The organism is Streptomyces sp. NPDC051963 (assembly GCF_044593495.1).
Classification (GTDB): Bacteria; Actinomycetota; Actinomycetes; order Streptomycetales; family Streptomycetaceae; genus Streptomyces.
Genome location: NZ_JBIUCC010000006.1, coordinates 652,769 through 675,521, shown reverse-complemented (window position 1 = coordinate 675,521; position 22,753 = coordinate 652,769). Strand labels below are relative to the sequence as shown.

The window sequence follows — 22,753 nt, the reverse complement described above, 5'->3', positions numbered from 1 at the left end:
CAACATAGCTCACACACCGTGGTGACCAGGGCTTGTACGAGCGCATATCGAGCGCTGCGGGGGCAGACGCTCACCGCCGGTAGATCGTGATCGAGTGACCGACTTCGTCGATCGGACGACTGCTGTCGATCAACTCGGCCAGCCGCCCTTTCGCCTTGGCGACCGAGGAGTCCGACACGACCAGCAGCCCGCGCACTTCACGTTCGGGGACGGTGCGCGGATCCGTCGCGTCGATGCCGTAGTACGCCGGCAGTCCGCTGCCCTTGTACACGAGCCAGATCCGCTCGCCCGGGTAGCGCTCGCGCAGCCGGTCGGCGAGCCGTCCCAGGTCCTGGCCCCAGTCCACGTTGGCGTCGTGCAGCCGCAGATGCGTCTTCGCGGGCCCGCCGAACGCCTCGTTGGAGTACGGCAGATAGTAGGGAAACGTCCGCAGCGAGCTGATCGCGACGAACAGCACCAGGGCGGCCGTCGTGAGGAACCTCCATCGCCAGCGCAGCGTGAGGACGCCGGCTGCCGCCACCGCGAAGAACATCGGCACGAACACGGCGTACCGCGTACCGAAGTCACGCGACCCCTCCATGGCCGCCACCAGCAGCACGACCGGGGCGGCGAGCAGATACGGCGCCGCCGGCCGCAGCCGCCGTACCGCCACCACCGCGACGACCCCGGCCGCCCACAGGACCAGCATCCCGAGCGGTGTCTTCACCAGCAGCGCCGCCGGGAGGTAGTACCACAGCGAACCCGTGTACACCCGCCCGAACAGGAAGCTCTGCCAGGGCAGTCGCTCCATCCCGAACTGGATGCGCATGCCGTCCCGGTACGCCTCCGGGAACGGCAGCAGATCGACCAGCATCCCGCGCAGTCCCTGCACCGTCGGCATGGCCTGCGGCGGCGTCCAGCGCAGTCGGGGATCGACGATCAGATAGGTGGCCCACACGACGGCGATCGCGGCCAGCGTCATGATCCCGGCGCCCGCAGCCGCCCGCAAGAGTGCTCTCCGGCGGTCGAGCACCGGACCCGCACCCGCCTGTGCCACCGCGCCGGCCCGCCACACCGACACCCCCGCGAGCACCACCAGCACCGGAACCGCCGCCAGCGCGCTCATCTTCGTGGCCAGGGCCGCACCGAGCGCCATCCCGGCGAGCGGCACGTACAGCTGCGGCCGGACACGCGCCCGCCACAGCAGCCACACCGACGTCAGCAGGAAACCGGCAGCCGGTACGTCGAGCGTGGCGAGGGAGCCATGGGCGATGACGTCGGGCGAGAAGGCGTACAGCGCGAGTGCAGTCAAGGCGCCCGCCATGCCGACGAGTTCGCGGGCGAAGGCGAACACGACCAGCCCGAACAGCAGGGTCAGCGCGATGACCGGAAGGCGGGCCCAGAGCATCAGCTGCCACGGGTCGTTGCCGGACTTGTACAGCAGATGGCGTCCCATCACGCCCTGGTTGTCCGGCAACGGCCGGTCGACGTGCGGATCGGCGAGCGCCACCCCGACGGCGACGACCAGCTTCCCGAGCGGCGGATGCTCGGGGTTGTAGCGCAGGCTGCGGTCGTGCAGATAGACGGCGGCCGTGCCGACGTAGACGGGTTCGTCGATGGTGGGTGTCTGCTGTACGGCCGTGGTCACCATCGCCACCGCCATCTGGGCGAGCAGCCCGACCACGAGCAGCGGCATCAGCCATCGCCGGTGCGACCGGCGTGGCGATGTCACCGCGGTCACCGACGGCGGGGAGTGTCCCTCTGCCCCGGGATCGAGGACCAGTTGCTGTTCGCGCGCCATCATCCGCCCCGCGGTGACACCGGCCGCGCGGTGCCGGGAGCGATCCAGAGCCACCTCATGGGGCTACTCTGCATCAGCTCCCGCCACCTCAGGGCGTCACCGCTTCAGGAGTCGTACCGACAGACCATCCGTCGTGTAGACGGGTACGGCCCGCAGCGCGTCGGAGTTCAGCTCCACGCGGTCGAACTGACCGCGCAGCACCCGGGCGCCGACGACACGCACCGTGCTCCCCGCGGCCGGCGGCCTGTCGGCGTCGAGCCGCAGCGACAGGCGGCTGCCCTTGCCGAGCACCGCTCGCCGCGTGACCTCCAGGGCGGGGCCGCGGCCCGACCGCAGCGTCACCTCCAGCGCCGCCGACTCCTGGCCGTACGTGCCGTGGATCTGCACCGTCGACTTCGTGGAGACCCGCAGGGTGCCGCCCGTGACCCGCACGTCGCCGTGGCCCAGGGCGTGGGCCGACGCGGCCGTGAGGACACCGTCCTTCAGCACGGTGCCGCCGGTGTACCGGTTGTGGCCGGTCAGGGTGAGTGTTCCGGTGCCTGCCTTGGTGAGGCCGCCGTCGCCGTCGATGTCGTTGCGCCAGGTGTCGGCCGCGCCGAAGCCGCCCGCCGCCGCGTCGAGCCGCACGGTCACGTCGGACTCGAAGGCACCGTAACCGTCCGCCGCGGCGAACAGGTTGAGGCGCCCCCACTGCTCGAGGCCGTCGAGCAGTACGTACCCGGCGGGCAGCGCGGTCGTGCGCAGCACCGCGCGCCGCTGCTCCGAGTCGAGGTACGGCTGACGCGTCTCCAGCAGCACCTCCGCACCCTTCGGCACGGTCAGCGCCTCGCCCCGGCCCTTGCGGGCGAGGATGTACGTCAGCTTGGGCGTGACCGTGCGGAGGTTCGCGTCCCGGTCGGCGTAGGCGTCGCCGGTGCCGGGGTGCGCGTAGGAGTACAGGGAGTCGGCCGTGGTACCGGTCTGGGTGAGGAAGTAGGCGAGGGCCTGGGCGCGGGCGGTGGTCTTGAGGTCGGCGTTGGCAGGGTCGGCGAGGGCGGCGGCGGCCAGGGCGGTGGCCATGATGCGGCCGCCCAGCACGTCGACGGGGGAGTGCATGCCCGACATGATTCGGGTGTGGCTCAGCTCGAACGCGCGCGTCACGATCTCCTGGAACCGCTCCGGAACGGCGTACGCGAACGCCAGAGCCGCGAGGTGGAAGGCGTTGGTGTGCCCGCTGGGGAATCCGCCGTCCTCGGCCGGGTTCGTGCTGCGCTGCCGCAGCAGCTGCGTGGCGACGACCACGTCGGAGTCGTAGACCGGGTAGCCGAGCGCGTCGGTCCGCCCGGTGTCGACGACCTCGCTGTCCTCGTTCATGCGCCACGGACGCGGGTACTGGAAGGCGAACTTGGCGGGGTTGCCGGAGGCGAACGGCCCGCGCACGGTGTCGACCAGCTTCGCCACCTGGCCGAGATCCGAGGTGTACGAACCCGCACCGAGGGCGGATCCGGCCGGGGCGTCCGCCGGAACGGAGTCGCTGATCGTGGTCGCGGGTGTCGTGTCCGGCGCCGTCGTGATCGAAGTGACCGCCTTGGCACCGGACTTGTACAGCTCGGCGAGCGGTCCGAGCGCGGCGATCATCGCGTAACTCTGGTGCTGGCGGTCGTAGAGGAACGACTCCTTCGCCTGCGCCTCCGTGCGCGCGGCGGTGATCCGGACGCAGTAGCCCATGTTGGCGCGCAGGATCTCGGGCCGCAGCGGGGTGCCGGTGTTCCACGCGCCGCCGGTCTTCCAGATCTCGGCCATGCCGCCGAGGATCCGGATCACCGCGTTGGTCTCGGGCGTGAGATTCGCCGTGACGTTGGTCTTGTAGTCGTCGACGAACGGCGCGGTGGTGGTCGTCGCGGCACTCGCCCGGCCGACGCCGGCCCAGGTGATGAGGGCCGGAGCGCCGATCAGACCGGTCGTCGCGACCAGGGAGGTCTTGAGGAGCCGCCGCCGGTCCAGCGCGTGACGTCCGGACGACGTGGTGGGCTGCTGCCCGTCTGAAGACGGCATGCGTGTGCCTCTCTTGAGTTCTTCGGCCTGCGGCCGCGGGGTCGGGGCGAGGGTCTCGCGGTGTGCGTGAGACGTGTAAGTCCTGGGCGTCCTGCGGTGATGGGCCAGGCTTACGAGCGAAGATCTACGGCCGGGGCATGGCTCTCGGCAAAGCGCTTGCCGACCGCGACATGTCCCGGACGTGAACGGGGACTCGGGCGCTCACAGGATCGCCCTGGCCAGGGCCACCGCTCCGAGGACCGGCGCCACCCGCAGGGGCTGCGGACGCGCCTGCGGAACGTTCGCGGCGAGCGCTGTCACGAAGGCGTCGTACAGGGCGGGCTGCGCAAGCACGGTGCTGCCCGCGACCACGACGTCGTCCACCACGACCCCGCGTGCGGCGAGCCGTTCGACGAGCGTGGCGAGTGACCGGCCGCCCTCGGCGATGACGGCGCGGGCGAGTGCCGAACCCGCTTCGGCGGCTGCGAAGACGACGGGAGCGTGTCTGCCCCACTCGGCGGAGACGTCGGTGGCGCTCTCCAAGGCCGCGCCGAGCGCCGGGACTTCGGCGACCGAGAACGCGGACACCAGGGCGAGGGCGAGTTCGTCGGGGCGTTCACCGCGGTCGTGCGCGGCCCATGCGGCACGCGCCGCCTCCCGGACGAGACCGGCGGCACCGCCTTCGTCGCCGAGGACCGCACCCCAGCCGCCCACCTGTACGGGGCTGCCGTCGGCGAGCCGGCCCACCGCGACCGAACCGGTTCCGGCGACCAGGCCGACGCCCTTGTCCAGGCCCGCGGCGGGGACGAGCAGTTCGGCGTCGCCCACCACGATCGCGGGCACGGGCAGCAGGGCTTGGAGCGCGTCCCGTATCCCCGCGCACTGCCGCGGCGTCTCACAGGCGTGTCCGCCCACGGCCAGCGCGGACGGACGTACGCCTGTCGGCAGCGCCTCCTCGACCAGCGCGGCCAGCCATCGGGCGGCGGCCGCGGGATCGTGCGGCCGCCAGCCGCTGCTGGGACGGACGTGATCGGCCACGAGAGTTTCGTCCGCGAAGGTGCGGAGCTGTGTCTTGGTGCCACCCACGTCGATGCCGACCACCAAGGGTGCGGTGTCCTGCACGGAACATCTTTCGTCGGTGCGCTGTGTGCTGCGACGGTGGGCGAACCGCGCCTGGAGACAAGGCAGTTGATGAACTAGGGAAGCCCCGGGACGGGCTTCTGACGGACCACGGCAGGCGAGTACCGTGACGTTCGTTAGGAAGTTAACTAACGAAGTACAGTGTGTGTCAATAGGCGTCGCGCACTCGGCTCGCCGGACTTCCGGTCCGGCCGCGTACGCAGCACGCCAGGGCAACCCATCGCCGCCTCCCGCCGAGTCGATCGGCACCGGAGAGCGGCCTGTGAGCTGGGGGTAGTGTGGAAAACGACGTTGTGAGAGGCCCCCGTCTGACCGAGAGCGCGAGCGCCGTATTCGCCGTGCTGGCCCAGGCGGGGACCGCGACCCGGCCGCAGCTCGCGAGCCTTGCGCGTCTGTCCAAGCCGACGGTTTCCTCCGCCGTCGCCGAACTGGAGGGCGTGCATCTCGCCGCCCACTCCGGCACCTCCTCCGGCGGTACGGGCCGCAGCGCCGCCATGTACCGCCTCGGCCCCGCCGCGGGCGCCGTGCTCGCCGTCGACCTCGGCCCCGCCCTCACCCGGGTCCGCGGCTGCGCCCTGGACGGCACCCTGCTCGCCGAGGCCACCGGGCCCCGCGCCGAGGCCGCCGACGTGGTGCGCGACGCCCTGAGCGCGCTGCCCTGCGGCGCCCCGCTGCGCACCATCGTCGTGGCCGTCGGCGACGTCACCGCCCCCGAGAAGCCGCGCCCCGCCACCGCCAAGGCCGGACCGGTCTTCGACGCCGTGGCCGTCGCCCTGCCGCCCGGGGTCCCCGTCCACCTGGAGAACAACGTCAACTGCGCCGCGCTCGCCGAACTGCACGAGGGTGCCGCCCGCGGCCGGCACACCTTCGGCTATCTGCGGATCGGCGTCGGTATCGGTCTCGGCATCGTCGTCGGAGGACAGGTGCTGGCCGGAGCCAACGGGGCCGCCGGAGAGCTCGCCCGGCTGCCCTACCCCTGGGACGACGACCTGGAGCCCCGCCACGAGGCCCTGGAGGAGTACATCGCGGCCGGTTCGCTGCTGCGCCGGGCCACGGAGGCCTGGCCGGATTCCGACGACTCCTGCCCCCGCACCGCCGAGCAGCTCTTCGCCCTGGCCGGACAGGGCAGCGCCACGGCCCGCTCGGTCGTCGACCGACACGCCGTGGACGTGGGCCGGCTGGCCGCCGCCGTGACCGCCGTACTGGATCCGGGGTTGCTCGTGCTGGGCGGCAGCACCGGTGCGTATCCGCAGCTCCTGCCCGGTGTGCGGGCCGAGCTGGAGCGGCTCAGCTGGCCCACCGAGGTGGTCAGCAGCCAGGTCGGCGATCTCGGCACCGTCGTGGGCGCCGCCCGCCTCGCGGTCGCCCGAGGAGTCCAAACCGTGACCGAGGCGGCGCGGACGAAGGATTGACGGTTTCGGACTCGGTCTGCCAATGTCCGGACAAGCGCTTTCTAAGTCGACCGGGACGTCGGCTTGGGCGAGCGTCCCGCCCGTACTCGACGTACGGCAACCGCACCAGGGCGTGCTTGTGCGGCGACGGCCACAGCGGCCGGGGACCCTCGCTCGTCAGGATGACGCGGCCAGGCGAGGCCGCGCCCTCGGAAAGCGAACCTTCTTGCAAAATGCACCCGTGCCGCCTCCGTCGGCGCCGTGCTCCGTCCCTACCACGAAATGGGTTCGAAGATGACCACTGTGGGTGTGCGGCGCTCTCGCCGACTCGGCCGCGGCGGTATGCGCCGCCTGGTTCCCCTCGCTGCCGTCGCCACGGCAGGTGCCCTGCTGCTCTCCGCCTGCGGGTCCGGCTCCGACTCGGGCGGGTCCTCCAAGTCGCTGACGTTCTGGATCTCCACGGTTCCGGGGCAGGACGCGGGCTGGAAGAAGATGGTGGCGCAGTACAAGAAGGAAGCCGGCGTCGACGTCAAGCTCGTCAACATTCCCTACGACGGCTACCCGACGAAGCTGCACAACGCCGCGCAGGCGAACTCCCTGCCCGACGTGGCGACCGTGCCGGCGCTGGACCCGATCTGGTCGAACAAGCTGATCGACCTCAAGTCCATCGCCGACAACAAGACCAACAAGATCAACGCGAACTTCGTCGCCAAGGACTCGTCCGGGAAGGTGCTGGCGATCCCCTCGGACGTCACCGCGTCCGGCCTGTTCATCAACGAGACGCTGTTCAAGAAGGCCGGCGTCTCCTTCCCGACGTCGCCCGCGAAGACCTGGACCTGGGCCGAGTTCATCAAGGCGGCGGACGAGGTCCGGGAGAAGGCCGGCGCCAAGTACTCCCTGACGTTCGACCAGTCGCCGTCCCGGCTGCGCGCCATGGTGTACGAGATGGGCGGGCAGTACGTCCACGCGGACTCCTCCGGCAAGTTCTCGGCGGACGCGGCGACCAAGAAGGCCGTGAACTACTTCGTCGGACTCAACGACGACAAGACCATGCCGAAGTCGGTGTGGACCAGCGGCGCCGACCCGTCGGCCATGTTCCAGAGCGGTGACGTGGTCGCCTACTGGTCCGGCGTATGGCAGGTTCCCGCTTTCGCGGACAGCATCACGAAGTTCGACTGGGCGAGTGTCCCGACTCCCGCCGAGCCGGTCCAGGCCAGCGACGTCAACAGCGGCGGCCTGACGGTGGGCTTCAACAACAACGGCGACGCGGCCACCGCCGCGACGAAGTTCCTGTCCTGGCTGTACGAGCCGGCCCACTACCAGGCGCTGTGCGAGGCGTCCGGGTTCCTGCCGGTCGAGAGCGGTCTGAACCCGAAGTACCCCTTCAAGTCCGAGGCGGCGCAGGCGGCGTTCAAGCTGTACAACGAGTCGATCCCGCTCTACGCCCCGATCTCCGGCTACTTCAACACCGCGCAGACGAACTGGGTGCTGAAGGGCAAGAGCCTCACCGAGGACCCGACCAAGACGGAGATCGGCAAGGCGATCAACGGCCAGCAGTCGGCCGACAAGGCCCTGCAGAACATCGTGGACGGCTACAACCAGCAGGTCGGCGGCTGAGCGCAGGCCGGCCCGGGTGGCGGGGCCGAGACCCCGCCACCCGGGCCCGGGGCCCACGTGATGCCGGGCTCGTGGCCTGAGCCCACCGGAACCCAATCCACCAGCACGGAGTCAGGAAGATGACAAAACGCGCCTCGGACGTGTCCACGAGCCCGCCCAGGAGACGCAGTAAGCAGACCCTTGCGCCGCTCGTCCTCATCGCGGCCAATGTCGTGCTCTTCTCGCTGTTCTTCGTCTGGCCGGCGGTGATCGGGCTCGTCTACTCCTTCACGAACTACACGGGTGTGGGGGCGTTCCAGTTCGTCGGACTGGACAACTACAGCAACCTGTTCGGGGACTCCACCTTCTACGACGCGCTGACCCGGACGCTGCTGTACGCCGTGCTCGTCGTTCCGCTGAACTTCGCGCTCGCACTGCTCATCGCCAACCTGGTGGTGAGCAAGCAGGCCAAGGGCGCGTCGATCGCCCGTGTCATCTTCTTCGTCCCGTGGCTCATCTCGCCCATCGTCGTGGGCGTCCTGTGGCGGTGGCTGTTCGGTGAGAACTTCGGACTGATCAACTACGTCATCGAGAAGCTCGGCGGGAACGCGATCGCGTGGCAGTCGAACGCGGACCTGTCGCTGGGCGTGGTGGTCATGGCAGGCGCCTGGTGGGGAACGGCCTTCTCGATGCTGCTGTTCATCGCCGCGATCAAGAACGTGCCCACCTCGTACTACGAGGCGGCCTCGCTCGACGGCGCGGGCCCCTGGCGCCAGTTCAGGAGCATCACCCTGCCGAGCATCGCGCCCACCTCGTTCATCGTCATCCTGCTCAACACGATCAACGCGATGAAGGAGTACCCGCTCTTCCTCGCCCTCAACAACGGCGGACCGGGCACGTCGAACAACCTGCTCGTCCAGTACATCTACCAAACCGGCTTCAAAACGGGCCAGATCGGCTACGCGAGCGCCGCGTCGTTCGTGCTCATGCTCATCCTGATGGCCGTCGCGATCATCCAGCTGATCGTCAACCGGCGGATGGAGAACCGATGACCACCACAGACCTTCCCCGCCCGGTCGACGCCGATCCCGGGCGGCCCGTCTCCAGGAAGCGGCGCCGCGGCGCGAGCGGCGGCAGGCTCCGGGGGGCGGTGTCCGCGACGACACTGCTGTGGATCCTGGCGTGTCTGTACGGGTTGCCGGTGCTGTGGTTCGTCCTCAGCTCCTTCAAGCCGGCGGGAGACCTGTTCTCCCTCCCGCTGACGCTGCTGCCGCACGACCCCACCCTGTCGGGTTACGAGGCGGCGTGGGACAGCGCCAACTTCTCCCAGTACTTCATCAACACGGCCATCGTGTGCGTGATCACGACGATCCTCACGGTGGGAGCCAGCTGCTGCACGGGGTACGCCCTGGCCAAGTACGACAACAAGTGGCTCAAGGTGTTCTTCATCTGCATCCTGGCCACCACGATGCTGCCGTCCGAGGTCATGCTCGCCCCGGAGTTCCTGGTCGTCCGCGACCTCGGCCTCTACAACTCGTTCGGCGGCATCATCCTCCCGGCCGTGCTCACCGCGACCGGATGCTTCATGTTCCGCCAGTTCTTCCTGACGGTCCCCGACGAGCTCATCGAGGCCGCCCGCATCGACGGCGCCCGCGAACTGTCCATCTTCCTGCGGATCATGGTGCCGATCTCCCGGCCCATCATGCTGACGCTCGCCATCCTGTCGTTCCAGTGGCGGTGGAACGACTACATCTGGCCGCTGCTGATGCTCAACGACCCCGACAAGTTCACCGTGCAGATCGGCATCCAGAGCCTCGTCGGCGCGCAGAACATCAACTGGTCGGTGCTGCTCGGCGGATCCGTCATCTCCATGATCCCGCTGATCGCCGTCTTCCTGGTGTTCCAGCGCTATGTGATGAACGCCGACATCAACGCCGGACTGAAGGACTGACCTTGCCCACCCCGCTCGACCACGAGTTCGTCCGCGCGGCGGCGCGTGCCGCCGACCGGACCGCCACCGCACTGGCGGCCGGCCCCGACGAGGAACCCGCCGGAGTGCCGCACCGTGGTCTGGCGCGGCGGGTGAGGACTCTGGTCGCGGCATACCGTTCCCCGGACTCGGCACTGCACGGCAGCGGGCAGGCCGTCGCCGCCGCGATGACCCACCTGCGCGCCCTGCGGGCCGCGCAGACCAGCACCGGCCTCTTCGCCGGCGGCGACAACGTGCAGTCCCCGCCGGACTCGGCCTTCACCGTCAACGACGTGTGCGACGCGCACTTCCTCTCCGCCGGCGCGGGGCCGGAACTGCGCGATGTCACGGCCGCGCTCGCCGAGATCGCCGGCGCCGCCACCGCCAGTCTCCTCACCGGTGGGGTGCACACCCCGAACCACCGGTGGGAGCTGAGCGCGGCACTGGCCCGGCTGCACCGGTCGTTCCCCGACGACCGGCTGCTCGACCGCGTCGAGGAGTGGCTCTCCGAGGGCGTCGACATCGACGCGGAGGGCCTGTACTCGGAGCGGAGCGCCGTCTACGCGTCCCACGTGTCCAACCCCTCGCTGCTCCTGCTGGCCGACATCCTCGGCCGCGCCGACCTGCGGGACGCCGTCGAGCGCAATCTCGCCGCCACCCTGGACCTGATCAGGCCGGACGGCACGGTGGAGACCGTCCACTCGCGACGGCAGGACCAGAACCACCCGTTCCCGCTGGCGCCCTACCTGCCGCACTACCGGCTGCTCGCGATCCGCACCGGCCGGGGCGACTTCAGCCGGGCGGCGCGACTGGCTGCCGCCGGCGGCATCGACGACCCCGACCTGCTCGCCGAGACCCTCCTCACCCCGGACCTGTGCCGCGCCCTGCCCGCACCGGACAGGGAGACGCTGCCCCGCGACCGTCACCTCACCACCGCGCGCCTCGCCGCACACGCCTCGGCCACCGCACACACCGTGGTGTACGGCGGCTCCGACGTGCCCGGGCACCGGCGCATCCGCTCGGGCCTCGCCTGCAATCCGACCTTCCTGCGGCTGTTCGCCGGCGACGCCGTTCTCGACGCGGTCCGTCTCTCGCGGGGGTTCTTCGACCTGGGCCCGTTCCGCGCCGCCGGTATGCAGCAGCTCGCCGACAGCCGATACCGGCTCACCGAGACCCTCACGGCCGCCTACTACCAGCCGCTCCCGCCGGACCGGAGGCAGGACGACGGTGTCTACCGGCTGGTGGACGAGGGACGCTTCTCGGCCGCGATGGCGTTCCCCGACCGACCTCGGGACGAGGTCTCGCACACGACCCGCGTCGAGGTCGACCTGAGAGAAGACGGTGCCGATCTGCGGATCGACATCAGCGGACCACGGGTGCCGTGGGCGCTCGAACTGACCTTCCGGCCGGGCGGCATTGCGGAGGGCGCCGTACCGATCGGCGACGGACGCTGGTGCCTGACGACCGAGCCGATGACCTACCGGGTCGGCGACGACGAGATCCGCGTCGAGGTCGGCGTCGAGGCAGGCGAACCGCTCGCCGGGCCGGACCGGAGCGACGTACTGCGGTACGACCCGGGGCAGGACTACACCGTGGCGGGCGGCACCGACGCGACGACAGGGAACCGCGTCTACATCGGTGGAAGCGGCCCGCACACCCTGACCGTCGCACTGCGTGCGCGGCGGCCCGCACCTGTCGAGTGACCCACACGAACCACGCCAAGGCCACCCCAGGCATGAAGGGTTGATCCCCGTGCACCACACGCCCCCACCGGTGTATCTCCCACGCCAGCTCCGCCCGTTGCACGACCTGCCGGACACCCCCGAGGCGTACGACGCCGTCCTCGCGGATGTCGCCGAGCAGGCCCTGGCCCGCATCACGCCGGAGGGCAACCTCGAACACCCCGACTGCGTGGACGACATCGGCGACACCTCGCTCGGCGTGACCTCGCTGCTGGCGTTCGCCTGGCAGCGCACCAAGGATCCCCGCCTTCCGGAGGCGGTGCGGCGCAGCCTCGCGTTCCATCTGCGCGAGCGGGTGTATGTCGTCGACAACCCCGGCTACCCGAACCTGAAGCTCCGCGATTCGGGTCTGCCGTACGCCCATTACACCCTCGCGGCGGGCGCGCATCCGATCGGGGACTGGCCCAGCACGGTGTGGGCTCTGCTCCAGGCCGTGAACCTGCTGGACACGACGGACGGCCTGATCGAGGACGAGCAGCGCGACCGGCTGGTCGAAGTGGCGTTCGGCTACTGGCGCTGGCTGACCGAGGCGACCTTCTTCAACCCGCAGGAGGCGGGCAACCAGGCCATCGGCTGTGTGGTCGGCGGGCTGATGCTGGCCGAACACCTCCCCGCGGTGCAGGCCGAGGCGGTCCGCAGCCGCGCGCTGAGCCTGTACGCCGGCGAGATCCGCGCCCACCGGGTGCGCGACCGGGGTGCGCTCCTGCCGCCCGAGCACGGTGGCGCGTACGACAACAACTACGGCCCGATCTCCCTGTCCTTCCTCGCTCAGGCCCATGTGGTCAGCGGCGAGGACATGTTCGCCGAGGACGGCGACACGCTCGCGCGCTACATCGACGCACGTCTGACGACCGGCGGCTTCGACAACGGCGGCCCCCGCTACAGCGAACAGCACTCCGGATTCGAGTCGGTGCTGGGCCTGCGCTACTTCAGCAGCCGTATCGGCTCCGACCTCGGCCGCTACCGGGGCGACACCCGGTGGGGCCGGCACGCGGTGAAGGCGGACGGCGGGGTCGACGGTCACTTCGCGTGGATGCTGATCTGGCAGATCCGGGACAGCACGCGCTGGCACCGGGAGCCGTCCACGGCGGCCGCCCGGCATCAACTGCGGGCCGGCACGGTCTCGGTGGCCTTCGACGACAAGATGACCCCGGCGCTGGTCGAGGCGGGCGGCACCTACTACCTGCCCGCGGCTGTCAACCGGCAGCACGGCTTCGGCCCCGTCACCGACGGCTTCCTGCTGTGCCGCCCCATGGGCGAGGTCCGCGTCCGCGACCTCGGTGCCGAGGGCCTGCGGGCCAAGCTGGTCACCAAGCCGGTCGTCGGCCGCGACCACGTCCTGCGCCACGTCCAGTCCCTGTACGTCACCGACGGCACGCACCTCTGGCTGACGGTGGCCGTCGAACGGCTGCCGGGCTCGCCGTATCTGCTCGCGGGACTGCCCTACGCAGCCGACGACGGCGACCGGGTGCGCAGGGTCGCGACCGGCGAGGTGACGGCGGCCGGCGAACTGCGTCTGACCCACCCGGAGTCGGAGCGCACGGACCACTTCGACGCGCGTTCGGAGACCACCCAGGAGCTGGCGGCCTTCGCCCTGGCCGCCGATCCGCGCGGCTACGGCAACCCGGACCAGGGCTGGCAGCACCTGGTGGCATCGACGGCTTTGGAGGCCGATCCTGCGCCGGGCGGCCCGGAGGACCTCCATGTCTTCGCCGTGCGCTACGGCCCCGAGGGCCCGTTCGCCCCGGAGTTCGAGCTCGGGACGCAGGGGCTGACGGTGGTGACCGAGGCCTTCACCGCGGTGATCGGGGCACCGGCCGGGAACGCCCAGGGCGAACCGGAGTTGACGCTTCACCGGTGACAAGGGCACCCCAGGACGCGCGCGTCAGAGCTCCGGGATCTGCTGCTCGAACCAGACGACCTTGCCCGTGCTCAACCTCGTCGCCCCCCAGCGGTGCGCCAGTTCGTCGACCAGGAACAGCCCGCGACCGCCCTCGTCGCCCGGCTCGGCCTGACGCATCCTGGGGACCTGGCCCGAGTCGTCGGTCACCTCGCAGCGCAGCACGTCGGTGCGCAGCAGCCGCAGCGCGATGGGCCGTGAGGCGTAGCGCACGGCGTTGGTCACCACCTCGCTGACCAAGAGTTCCGTCGTGTCGAGCAGGGCTTCCAGGTCCCAGCGGCGGAGTGTCCTGCGGGTCAGCCGGCGTGCCTGTCCCGCGGTCAGCGGGTGGGGGTCGAGGAACCAGTACCCGACGCTGTCCATGGGGAAGCCCTCGAACCGGGCGACGAGCAGTGCGATGTCGTCGTCCCGGGTGCCCGGGCCCAGGTTGCCCAGCACGTGATCGCACAGCGGTTCCAGCGAGGCGGCGCCGAGCTCGTGGGCGGTTCCTTTGAGGTGGGCGCGCAGGGCCGTGACGCCGGTTCCGATGTCCGTGTCGCGGGACTCGACGAGGCCGTCGGTGTAGAGCAGCAGGGCCGCTCCGGTGGGCGCGGGCATCTCCGTGGATTCGAAGGCGACGCCACCCACGCCGATCGGAGCACCGGGCGGGACACGCACCACGTCCACCTGGCCGTCCGGGCGCAGGAGGAGCGCGGGCGGATGACCGGCGTTCGCCATCAGCAGTCGGTGCGATATGGGGTCGTAGACCGCGTAGAGACAGGTCGCGATGTGGTCACCGCCCAGGCGTTGGGCCTGTTCGTCGAGGTGGTGCAGGACCTCGTGCGGAGGCAGGTCGAGCCCGGCGAGGGTCTGCACGATGGTGCGCAGCTGGCCCATGATCGCGGCGGAGGCCAGGGAATGGCCCATGACGTCGCCGACGATCAGCGCGACGCGGTTGCCGGGCAGCGGAATCGCGTCGTACCAGTCGCCGCCGACCTGGGCGGTCTTCGATGCGGGCAGGTAGCGGCTGGCCATCCGTATGCCTGCGGGCTCGGGCAGCGATGACGGGAGCATCCTGTGCTGAAGCGTGTCCGCCACGGAGGCCTCGTAGCCGTACATCACGGCCTTCTGGACGCCGAGCGCGGTGTGCGTCGCCAGTTGCGAGGCGACGAGCAGGTCGTCGCCGGTGAAGGCGGGGCGGCCGGGCCGGCGCAGGAGGACGACGGTGCCCATGAGGTGCCGGCGGCCGTGCAGCGGGGCGACGATCAGCCTGCGGCCCGGTGGGAGTGAGCCCTGCACCTGCACGGTGGGCCCGAGGAGCTCGGCCACGGCGGGAGCGATGCCCGGCGCGTCGCCGAACACGGGCCGGCCGGCCAGGAGCAGCTCCGCGAGCCGGCCGGTGACGGCCACCTGCACATGGTGGACCACCGTCGAGTGCATCGGTGCGACCTTCAGGAAGGGCGTACGGGAGAGTTCGGTGTCCGGAGCGGTGGGGGCTCGGGCCATGCTGTGCACCTGGAGGACGACGGGGGCGGCCGACTCCTCGTCCCCTACCGGCAGGGGATCGTGGAGATGGACGAGTATCACGTCCGCGAACGCGGGGACGGCTGCCTGGCGCAGTTCCCGGAGGGTCTCGTCCAGGTCCATCCCACGGGCGATCCGTCGCGTCGCCACGTCGAGGTACCGAAGCCGGTCGGTCTGCGGGCCGGTGTCGTCCGAGTCCTCGATGTGGGGAGTGGGGTGCTCCTTCACATGACTTGTCCGTCCGATGGGTGCGGTGCCGCGGCCCGTGGTGATCGGTGGTGCCCTCTCAGTCACGCCGCCGGCAGCAGAAGAAGACCTGCTCCTCGGGCGGGACGTCGGTGACCGCCGGGGCGTAGGTGTAGGAGTCCTCCTTCACGATCTCGAAGCCCGCGGCCTCGACGACCTTGCGCAGCTCCTCGCGCAGGTAGCCGGAGACCCGGATGGTGTTCCCGAGGAACGGGATCGAGAAGTCGTCCACGTCGGCCTCCACCATCGAGAGGACGAACAGGCCGCCGGGGGACAGCAGATGGCGGACCGTCAGCAGGGCGAGCGGGATCTCGGCGCGCGGCAGCATCAGCAGCGAGAAGAAGGCGGCGACGGCGTCGAAGCGGCCGAGCCGGGCAGGGCCGCCCGGTCGCAGGTCGGCGAGGTCCAGCTGATGGAAGGTCGCAGCCGGTACGTACGCCCGGGCCAGTCTCACCATCCCACCGGAGAGGTCGACACCCACCACCTCGAGACCGGCGTCCGCCAACTGGCGCGAAGTGGGCACTCCGGTGCCGCAGCCGAGGTCCAGCACACGGGATCCTGCCGGCAGGGACGCGATCAGCCATTCGCCGGCGGAGACTTGGCCCTCCTTGTGCGGAAAGGCCTCGTCATAGCGGTCGCCGATGGAATCGAAGGCTTCGGCCTGGCCGCTGCGGTCGATCCGTATGCTCTCGTAATCAAGCCCATTGTTTCCATTGATCACGAAAGTCACCTTTCATTGCGACTGTGGAATTATTTCACAATTCGATGAATCCGGGAGGCGCGCAAGCGTCCCCACCGCGGGCAGATGAATCCAGCCTTCGCTACGCGCGGCCTCGGCGTCGGCGCCGGCGGGCCACGACGTGGAGCCCGTCCGCACGGCCCTGGCCACGAGGGAGGCGATCAGAGCGTCATAGGCGTCACGGCTGTGCGCGTATGCATGGCGCGCGCCTTCGGGGATGTGCAACCAAGGTGCCGCCGTGAGGAGTTCGTCGACGGTTCCCGCGACGAGGCCCCACTGACTGCGGGCGGCGCTCGGATAGACCTCGGCCACGGACCCGCGCCCGGTGCGGTCGACGGACAGGCCCCGGGCCGCGAGGAGTGCCTGGAGTCGCGCCCACCGGATGGCGACGGCGCCGAGCTTGTCGCAGGACACGGAGAGCGGAGGGCGCGGCGCGTGCACGGCGACGATCTTGTCCGTGCGGCGGTAGCGCAGCGAGTCCAGGTCCTCGATGCCGTCCGCGTCCCGGCCGGGCCAGGTGGGGTGCGGTGCGGCGTGGGCGTTCATGGAGGCGACGAACGTGGCGGGCCAGCCGAAGGGGCAGTCCACGCCCGCCTGGTCGTCCCGCCCCAGAGAGAGGAGCAGCTTCAGCAACTCTTCGTCGTCGCAGGCGAGTCGGGGCGGCAGTACCGTGGCCCGGCCCGGCGTCCACTCGATGACGGCGGCCGCCGTCCGTGGCGGCCTGGCCGAAAGGTCGATCCCGACGGTGCGCATGAGGGACAGACTAGGTAGGTGTGCCCGCCGGCGCCGTCAGTTCACCGACCGGCACGATCAGGTCCGCCCGGTCCCGGGTCGAGGCGACCAGGTCGGCGTTGCGCTGGTCCGTTCCGAGGACCCAGGCGACCGCCTCTTCGTGGTCCTTTCCGAATTCCTCGTGCCGGGCGATCAGCCGCCGGATCCGCTCCTGCTCGTCGAGCCCGCAGAACCACACCTCGTGCAGTTGCCGCCGGACGCGCACCCACGCCCCCGTGTCCAGCAACAGGTAGTTCCCCTCCGTCACGACCAGCCGGGCGCTCGGCGGTACCGGGATCGCGCCCGCGATCGGCTGCTCCAGCACCCGCTCGAAACCGGGCGCGTACACGATCCCGTCGTCCTCCTCGCGCACGCGTCGCAGCAGAGCCGCGTAGCCGGCGGCGTCGAAGGTGTCGGGTGCGCCCTTGCGGTCCCGGAGACCGAGGCGGTCGAGTTCGACGTCGGCCAGGTGGAAGCCGTCCATCGGGACGTGCGCGACCCAGGGGTCCCCGGAGCCGTTCAGCTCCCGTACGAGGGTCTCGGCGAGCGTCGTCTTGCCCGCGCCGGGGCTACCCGCGATGCCGAGGACGGTGCGACGGCGGCCGGCGGTGAGACCGCGGGCGCGGGTGAGGAGGTCGTCGAAGGTCACGGGCACACAGCAGAGTGTGGCACCCGGCGGGTCGATGAGTTGTGCGGGTGCGGGAAGTCGATAGTGGCGGGGAGTCTCCTCACCGAGGTCCACACTGATGTCTTCGCCGAAGTCGCTACAGGAGCCTCACAGGAGTCGGCACAGGAGTCCTCACCGAAGAGTCACCGACGAGGAGGGAGCCACCGCCATGTCGGACGACGAAGCGCGGATCCGCACCTTGATCACGAACTGGGCCGAGGCCGTCCACCGCGGCGATATCGACCGCGTGCTCGCCGATCACGCCGTGGACATCGTCATGTACGACGTACCGCCGCCCCACGAGGGAATCCGCGGCCTCGACGCCTACCGCGCGACCTGGCCGCCGTTCTTCGTCTGGCAGGCCCAGGGCGCCTGCTTCGACATCGAGTCCCTCGACATCACCGCGGGCCCGGACGTCGCCTACGCACACGCCCTGCTGCGCTGCGGCACCCCGGAGGAGCTCGCCGAGCGCCCCACGCTGCGCCTGCGGCTCACCCTCGGCCTGCGCAAGGAGGACGGTCGCTGGCTGGTCGCCCACGAGCACCACTCGTTCCCGCACGACTGATCTCCCGCCGGGGGACGGCCGACTGATGTACGTGGGTGTACTGGGCGAGGTGCCGTCACTCGGTTTAGGTTAGTTTGTCCATGTTTTCCCGGACCCCTGTCTTCAGCCCTCCCGGCTGCTGGGTCTCAGGAACCCTACGAGTCGTACGGGTGAGGGGTGGACGATGGCGCACGGCACGAACGCCATGCTCGCCGGTATGGGACGACGCGACGAGGCGACCGTGCCCGGTACGTTCGGGCGGCCCCGCGACAGGGGCCTGCTCGCGGCGGTCGCCGGCGGCTTCACCCTCGCCCAGCTCATCCTCGTCCACCCCTCCATGGGCCTCGGCTGGGACGAAACCGTGTATGTCAGCCAGGTCGGCACCCAGGCACCGGCCGCCTTCTTCAGCGCACCGCGTGCCCGTGGCGTGTCGCTGCTGGTGGCACCCGTCGCCTCCTGGTCGACGTCCACGACGCTGCTGCGCGTCTACCTCGCGCTGCTGGCGGGAGTCGGTCTCTACCTCGCCCTGCGCGCCTGGCGCGGACTGTTCCCGGTCGGCGTCCTGGCCGCGGCGGGCGCCCTGTTCGCCACCTTGTGGGTGACGCTCTTCTACGCACCGCAGGCGATGCCCAACTACTGGGTGGCGATCGGCGCCCTGCTCTGCGTCGGCTGCCTCCTGCGCGCCCGCGCGGTCCGACTCGACCGTCGGGCCTGGTGGGGCGTCGCGGCGGGCGCGGCGCTCATGGCGCTGATGCGGCCCATGGACGCGGCCTGGGTGGTGTTGCCCCTGCTGGTCCTTTCGGTACGTCGGTGGCGGCTCGCCGCGGCACTCGTGGCGGGGCTCGCGGTCGGCGCCGTCGCGTGGGTCACCGAGGCGTATGTCAGCTATGACGGCCTGGGCGAACGGCTGTCCGAGGCCTCCCGGATCCAGGGCGGACTCGGCTGGCACAACGCCGTCGACGACCAGCTGCGCAGTCTGATCGGACGCACCCTGTGCCGCCCCTGCACCGGGGACATGCCCAATCCGGCGGTGACCCTGTGGTGGTTCGTGCTCCCGCTGCTCGCCGCCCTCGGTCTCGCGGTCGCGATCCGCGCCGGACGGACCATGTACACCCTCCTACCGCTGCTGGCCGCCACGACCGCCGCCGTTCCCTACCTGTTCCTGATCGGATACGCCGCTCCGCGCTTCCTGCTGCCCGCCTACGCGCTGCTCGCCGTCCCCGTCGCCGACGCCCTGCGCCATCTGGTCACCGCACCGAACGGGCGATGGCGCCCGGTCCTCGCGACGCTGGTCGCGGTCGGGCTGGCCGGACATCTCGCCGTGCAGTACGTCGTCCTGGAGCGAGCCGTGGACCGCACCACCGCAGACCGCCGCGCCTGGACCCGCAGCGCCGCCGAACTGCACCGCCTGGGCGTCAGCCCGCCCTGTCTGCTCACCGGGCACGAGGCCATCCCCGTCGCCTACTACACCGGCTGCTCCTCCGGCGCGATCCGCGGCCACAACGCCAACACCACCAAGGCGGACATCCTGCGTACCGCACGCACGCTCCCGGTCGGCGCCCTCACTCCGCCCGGCGGCAGCCCGCCCGGGTACGCCCGTACCTGGCAGACCCACCGGCTCGACGGCCTGGACGTCCACATCGCACCGGGGCCCGTATGACGTCCGAGCAGGTCCTCGCCCCACCCACCCGAAGACGCGCCTACCTGCACACCGCCCTCACGCTCGCCGTTCTGGCGGGCGCCGGCTATCTGGCACGTCGGCACTGGCCGGTGCTGGAGCACGGAGCCGTCCGGCTTGCCGTCGCCGACCAGGGCTGGCTGCTCGTGGCCGCGTCGGCGGCGCTCGCGACCTGGGTGTGCTCGGCGCTCGCCCAGCAGGGCGCCGTGACCGATCGGCTGCCCCCGGGACGGCTCGTCGCCGCGCAGCTCGCCGCCTCCGCCGCCAACCATCTGCTGCCAGCCGGGCTCGGCGCGGGCGCGGTCAACCTCCGCTTCCTCATGCGCTGCGGCCTGTCCGCCGGCCGCTCGGCGACGGCCCTCGCGGTGAAGGCGACCGCGGGCGTGGTGGTCCGCGGCGCCCTGATCGCCGTACTCACCCTGGCCTGCCCGGGAGTTCTGCTTATGCCGTCCCTGACCGTCGGCTGGGTGGCCGCCGTGATCGTCGTGGCCTGCGTGGCGGCGGTCCTGCTGAGCAGCGGGCGGTGCCGCCGGGCCCTCGCCGCCGTGGCGGCCGACATCCGTGCCGTGCACGCCCGCCCGCAGCGTGCGGCGGCGCTGTGGGGCGGGTCGCTGGCCTTCACGTTGCTCCACTGCGCGGTTCTCATCGCCGTCACGCAGGCCGTGGCGCTGTCGCTGACCCCGGCCAGGGTGGCGCTGCTCTATCTCGCCGCGAGCAGTGCGGCCGCGCTGCTGCCCACCCCCGGCGGCCTCGGCTCCCTCGACGCCGCACTCGCCCTCGCGCTCACCGCGGGTGGCGCCCCGGCGTCCGCGGTCGCGTCCGCAGTGCTCGGCTACCGGCTGCTGACGATGTGGCTGCCGCTCGTTCCGGGGCTGCTGGTGCTCGGGCTGCTGGTCCGGCGCAAGGCGCTGTGAGGCGTTTCCGGCGAACCGGGTTCAGGTAGGAGTGAGTTACTGGCACGGACGCGAGGGGGAGTGCGATGGCGGGCGAGGAGACCGGTGGTCGACTGGGGGACGAGTTCTTCACGCCGGGGAGTTCGTCGTTCTCCGCATTCCTGGCGGCGCACCGCCCGGAGTTGCTGAGCACGCGCAGTCCGCTCCCGGACGGCCTCCGGGCCGACCCGGACCGTGTTCCGCACGGCACCACGGTGCTCGCCCTCGCCTACCGCGACGGCGTGTTGATCGCGGGGGACCGCAGGGCCACGATGGGCAACCTCATCGCCCAGCGCGATCTGGAGAAGGTGCACCCCGCCGACGACCACACGGCGGTCGCCTTCGCCGGCACGGTCGGCCTCGCGCTGGACATGGTGAAGCTGTACCAGGTGGAGCTGGCGCACTTCGAGAAGATCGAGGGCACGGCGATGAGCCTCAACGCGAAGGCACGCCGACTGGCCGGCATGATCCGCGAGAACCTCGGCCAGGCCATGCAGGGCCTCGCCGTCGTCCCCCTCCTCACCGGCTACGACCCGTCCGCCCCCGAGGGAGACAGGGGCCGCATCTTCAGCTTCGACGTCGCCGGCGGTCTGTACGAGAAGACCGACTTCCACGCCGAGGGTTCCGGATCCCCGTACGCCCGTGGCGCGTTGAAGAAGCTGTTCCACCAGGGCATGACCCGGCGCGACGCCGCCCTGGCCGCGCTTCAGGCGCTGTACGACGCCGCGGACGACGACTCCGCGACCGGTGGCCCCGACATCGGCCGCCGGATCTTCCCCATCGTCTCGGTCATCACCGAGGAGGGCTTCGAGCGACTGCCGGAAACGGAGGCGGAAGCCCTCAGCCGCGAGATGGTCGAGCAGCGCCGCGGCAGCCCCGACGGACCGACCGCGACCGTCTGACACCGGCCTTTCCCGGACCATGGTGAAGACCTGCCACGGCCTTTACTGCACATCGATTGCATATGCCGGGGTATGCCGGGAGGCTGCCCAGTGCGGCCGCTCACCGAAGGCATCCCCGATGGCGGCCGCCCCTGACTCCGCTCCGCCCCTCCCCGCCACGGCCCCATCGGCTCGGCCTGGCACCGCGTCCGCACTCCCATGGCGCGGCAGGAGTGGATCAGGGTCGGGGGAGTGACCGCCCTGGCCTCGGCCCTTCGGCGCAGCCTCGAACGTCACGTGCGCAGCCCCGACTCCGCACGCCACTTGAGGATCTGCTGCTGCGGGTCGCCGGTGTACGACCACGGGGTGCGGGTCGCCTGGCGATCGAGCATCCGCAGCATCGGGGCGGCGATGTCCGACTGGTCCGCGAGACAGGCCGCGTGCGCAAGGTAGTTGACGTCCCGCAGCTCACCGGGCGCGATCGTGCTGTCGGTGCGGCCCATGATCCAGCGCTGCCAGGTGCGGCGTACGTCGCTGACGGCGCCGTCGTGGGTCCAGTGCTGTCCGAGCCCCATGGCGGCGTGCCGGCCCTTCGCGGCGTCCAGGGCGTAGCGGAACTCCTCGACGCGCGCGTACTGGACCAGCACCGGCAACGCGCAACCGGGCGGTGCCACGCCGGCCGCGTCGCGTGCGAAGTCGTACATGAGGCCGTGTGTGCCGTGCCAGCGGGAGGAGTAGTAGTGCAGCACCTGGAGGTGGCCCTCCACGCTGTACGGGTCCCGCCGGTGCAGTTCGTCCCACCAGCGGGCCAGCTCCTGCCGCCGTACGCCCGACGGGTACAGCCGGGCGACGGAGATCAGGGAGATCCACGGGGTGGGGTCCTCCGGATACGCCTCGGCGGCGTGCAGGCACGCGGTCACCGAGGCGTCGATGCGGTGCCGTTCGATCGGCACGCCCCGGCCGGCCGCGATGGCCAGGTTGAACGCCCGCGTGGTCTCCGTCGCCGCCCGCAGCACCAGCGCGTCGGCACTGTGCGGCTCGGCGGCCAGCCATGACTCGACCGTGGAGCTGCTCGCGCAGGCCTGGGCGAGCTGCCGCACCCGGTGGCCGCGCGCCAGCCAGTCGGGGCCGGTGGCCCGCAGGAGCCCTCTGAGGCCCTGCCAGCGGCCGATGACGATGTCCTGGCGGGCGGCGGTGAGGGGCGCGTCCCCGCAGTCGGGATCGAAGTCGAGGATGAAGCGGTCTCGCGCCATCGGGATCT

The 22,753-nt window shown here is 71.1% G+C and carries 18 protein-coding genes; 10 read left to right on the top strand and 8 right to left on the bottom strand.

The genetic code is table 11. The features are described 5' to 3' along the window. Positions 1-70: 70 nt before the first annotated feature. The 3 genes from ACIHFB_RS27535 to ACIHFB_RS27525 all read right to left on the bottom strand — a co-directional run bounded on the left by ACIHFB_RS27535 (position 71) and on the right by ACIHFB_RS27525 (position 4,915). On the bottom strand, positions 71-1,675 hold the full coding sequence (locus tag ACIHFB_RS27535; RefSeq protein ID WP_400128297.1) for a phospholipid carrier-dependent glycosyltransferase: 1,605 nt from the start codon (positions 1,673-1,675) through the stop codon (positions 71-73). A gap of 201 nt (positions 1,676-1,876) precedes the next feature. After that, on the bottom strand, positions 1,877-3,814 hold the full coding sequence (locus ACIHFB_RS27530) for a phosphatase PAP2 family protein (protein ID WP_400128211.1): 1,938 nt from the start codon (positions 3,812-3,814) through the stop codon (positions 1,877-1,879). A 201-nt stretch (positions 3,815-4,015) separates the two neighbouring features. Beyond that, a complete protein-coding gene (locus ACIHFB_RS27525; protein ID WP_365282775.1) occupies positions 4,016-4,915 on the bottom strand; it encodes a BadF/BadG/BcrA/BcrD ATPase family protein in 900 nt (299 codons plus the stop codon). Between the two features lie 296 nt (positions 4,916-5,211). Here ACIHFB_RS27525 and ACIHFB_RS27520 point away from each other — a divergent pair, with 296 nt between their 5' ends. The 6 genes from ACIHFB_RS27520 (at position 5,212) to ACIHFB_RS27495 (ending at position 13,492) form a co-directional block, all read left to right on the top strand. Continuing rightward, complete coding sequence (locus tag ACIHFB_RS27520) at positions 5,212-6,345, top strand: ROK family protein (RefSeq protein WP_400128210.1); 1,134 nt, start codon at positions 5,212-5,214, stop codon at positions 6,343-6,345. Positions 6,346-6,618: 273 nt separating this feature from the next. Beyond that, the gene (locus ACIHFB_RS27515; protein WP_400128209.1) at positions 6,619-7,941 is read left to right on the top strand and encodes an extracellular solute-binding protein; all 1,323 of its coding nucleotides are present in this window, start codon (positions 6,619-6,621) and stop codon (positions 7,939-7,941) included. 119 nt (positions 7,942-8,060) lie between these two features. Further along, positions 8,061-8,972 carry a sugar ABC transporter permease gene (locus tag ACIHFB_RS27510; RefSeq protein WP_365282781.1) on the top strand — a complete coding sequence of 304 codons (912 nt, stop codon included), beginning with the start codon at positions 8,061-8,063 and terminating at the stop codon, positions 8,970-8,972. Then, positions 8,969-9,871 carry a carbohydrate ABC transporter permease gene (locus tag ACIHFB_RS27505; RefSeq protein ID WP_400128208.1) on the top strand — a complete coding sequence of 301 codons (903 nt, stop codon included), beginning with the start codon at positions 8,969-8,971 and terminating at the stop codon, positions 9,869-9,871. The genes ACIHFB_RS27510 and ACIHFB_RS27505 overlap by 4 nt, the downstream gene beginning before the upstream one ends. 2 nt (positions 9,872-9,873) lie before the next feature. After that, entirely contained in the window at positions 9,874-11,592 is a 1,719-nt protein-coding gene (locus ACIHFB_RS27500) for a hypothetical protein (RefSeq protein WP_400128207.1), read from the top strand. Positions 11,593-11,662: 70 nt separating this feature from the next. Then, entirely contained in the window at positions 11,663-13,492 is a 1,830-nt protein-coding gene (locus ACIHFB_RS27495; RefSeq protein ID WP_365282975.1) for a hypothetical protein, read from the top strand. Positions 13,493-13,516: 24 nt separating this feature from the next. On the opposite strand, the gene ACIHFB_RS27490 is transcribed toward ACIHFB_RS27495, so the two are convergent. From ACIHFB_RS27490 to ACIHFB_RS27475, 4 genes are all read right to left on the bottom strand, one after another. Then, positions 13,517-15,157, bottom strand: coding sequence for a SpoIIE family protein phosphatase (locus tag ACIHFB_RS27490; protein WP_400128294.1), 1,641 nt, complete (start codon positions 15,155-15,157; stop codon positions 13,517-13,519). A gap of 163 nt (positions 15,158-15,320) precedes the next feature. Then, positions 15,321-16,001, bottom strand: coding sequence for a class I SAM-dependent DNA methyltransferase (locus ACIHFB_RS27485; RefSeq protein ID WP_400128206.1), 681 nt, complete (start codon positions 15,999-16,001; stop codon positions 15,321-15,323). A gap of 12 nt (positions 16,002-16,013) precedes the next feature. After that, entirely contained in the window at positions 16,014-16,772 is a 759-nt protein-coding gene (locus ACIHFB_RS27480; protein ID WP_400128205.1) for a DUF429 domain-containing protein, read from the bottom strand. Positions 16,773-16,782: 10 nt separating this feature from the next. Then, complete coding sequence (locus ACIHFB_RS27475) at positions 16,783-17,445, bottom strand: nucleoside/nucleotide kinase family protein (RefSeq protein ID WP_400128204.1); 663 nt, start codon at positions 17,443-17,445, stop codon at positions 16,783-16,785. A gap of 181 nt (positions 17,446-17,626) precedes the next feature. On the opposite strand from ACIHFB_RS27475, the gene ACIHFB_RS27470 reads away from it, so the two are divergent. The 4 genes from ACIHFB_RS27470 to prcB all read left to right on the top strand — a co-directional run bounded on the left by ACIHFB_RS27470 (position 17,627) and on the right by prcB (position 21,513). Further along, positions 17,627-18,022 carry an SgcJ/EcaC family oxidoreductase gene (locus ACIHFB_RS27470; protein ID WP_365282790.1) on the top strand — a complete coding sequence of 132 codons (396 nt, stop codon included), beginning with the start codon at positions 17,627-17,629 and terminating at the stop codon, positions 18,020-18,022. 163 nt (positions 18,023-18,185) lie between these two features. Next, entirely contained in the window at positions 18,186-19,661 is a 1,476-nt protein-coding gene (locus ACIHFB_RS27465) for a hypothetical protein (RefSeq protein WP_400128203.1), read from the top strand. Beyond that, positions 19,658-20,593, top strand: coding sequence for a lysylphosphatidylglycerol synthase domain-containing protein (locus ACIHFB_RS27460; protein WP_400128202.1), 936 nt, complete (start codon positions 19,658-19,660; stop codon positions 20,591-20,593). The genes ACIHFB_RS27465 and ACIHFB_RS27460 overlap by 4 nt, the downstream gene beginning before the upstream one ends. Before the next feature lie 65 nt (positions 20,594-20,658). Next, positions 20,659-21,513: a proteasome subunit beta gene (prcB, locus tag ACIHFB_RS27455; protein WP_400128201.1), complete on the top strand. Its 855-nt coding sequence runs from the start codon at positions 20,659-20,661 to the stop codon at positions 21,511-21,513. A gap of 272 nt (positions 21,514-21,785) precedes the next feature. Here the strand turns inward: prcB and ACIHFB_RS27450 are convergent, their stop codons facing one another. Then, on the bottom strand, positions 21,786-22,745 hold the full coding sequence (locus ACIHFB_RS27450) for a hypothetical protein (protein ID WP_365282796.1): 960 nt from the start codon (positions 22,743-22,745) through the stop codon (positions 21,786-21,788). Positions 22,746-22,753 lie beyond the last annotated feature (8 nt).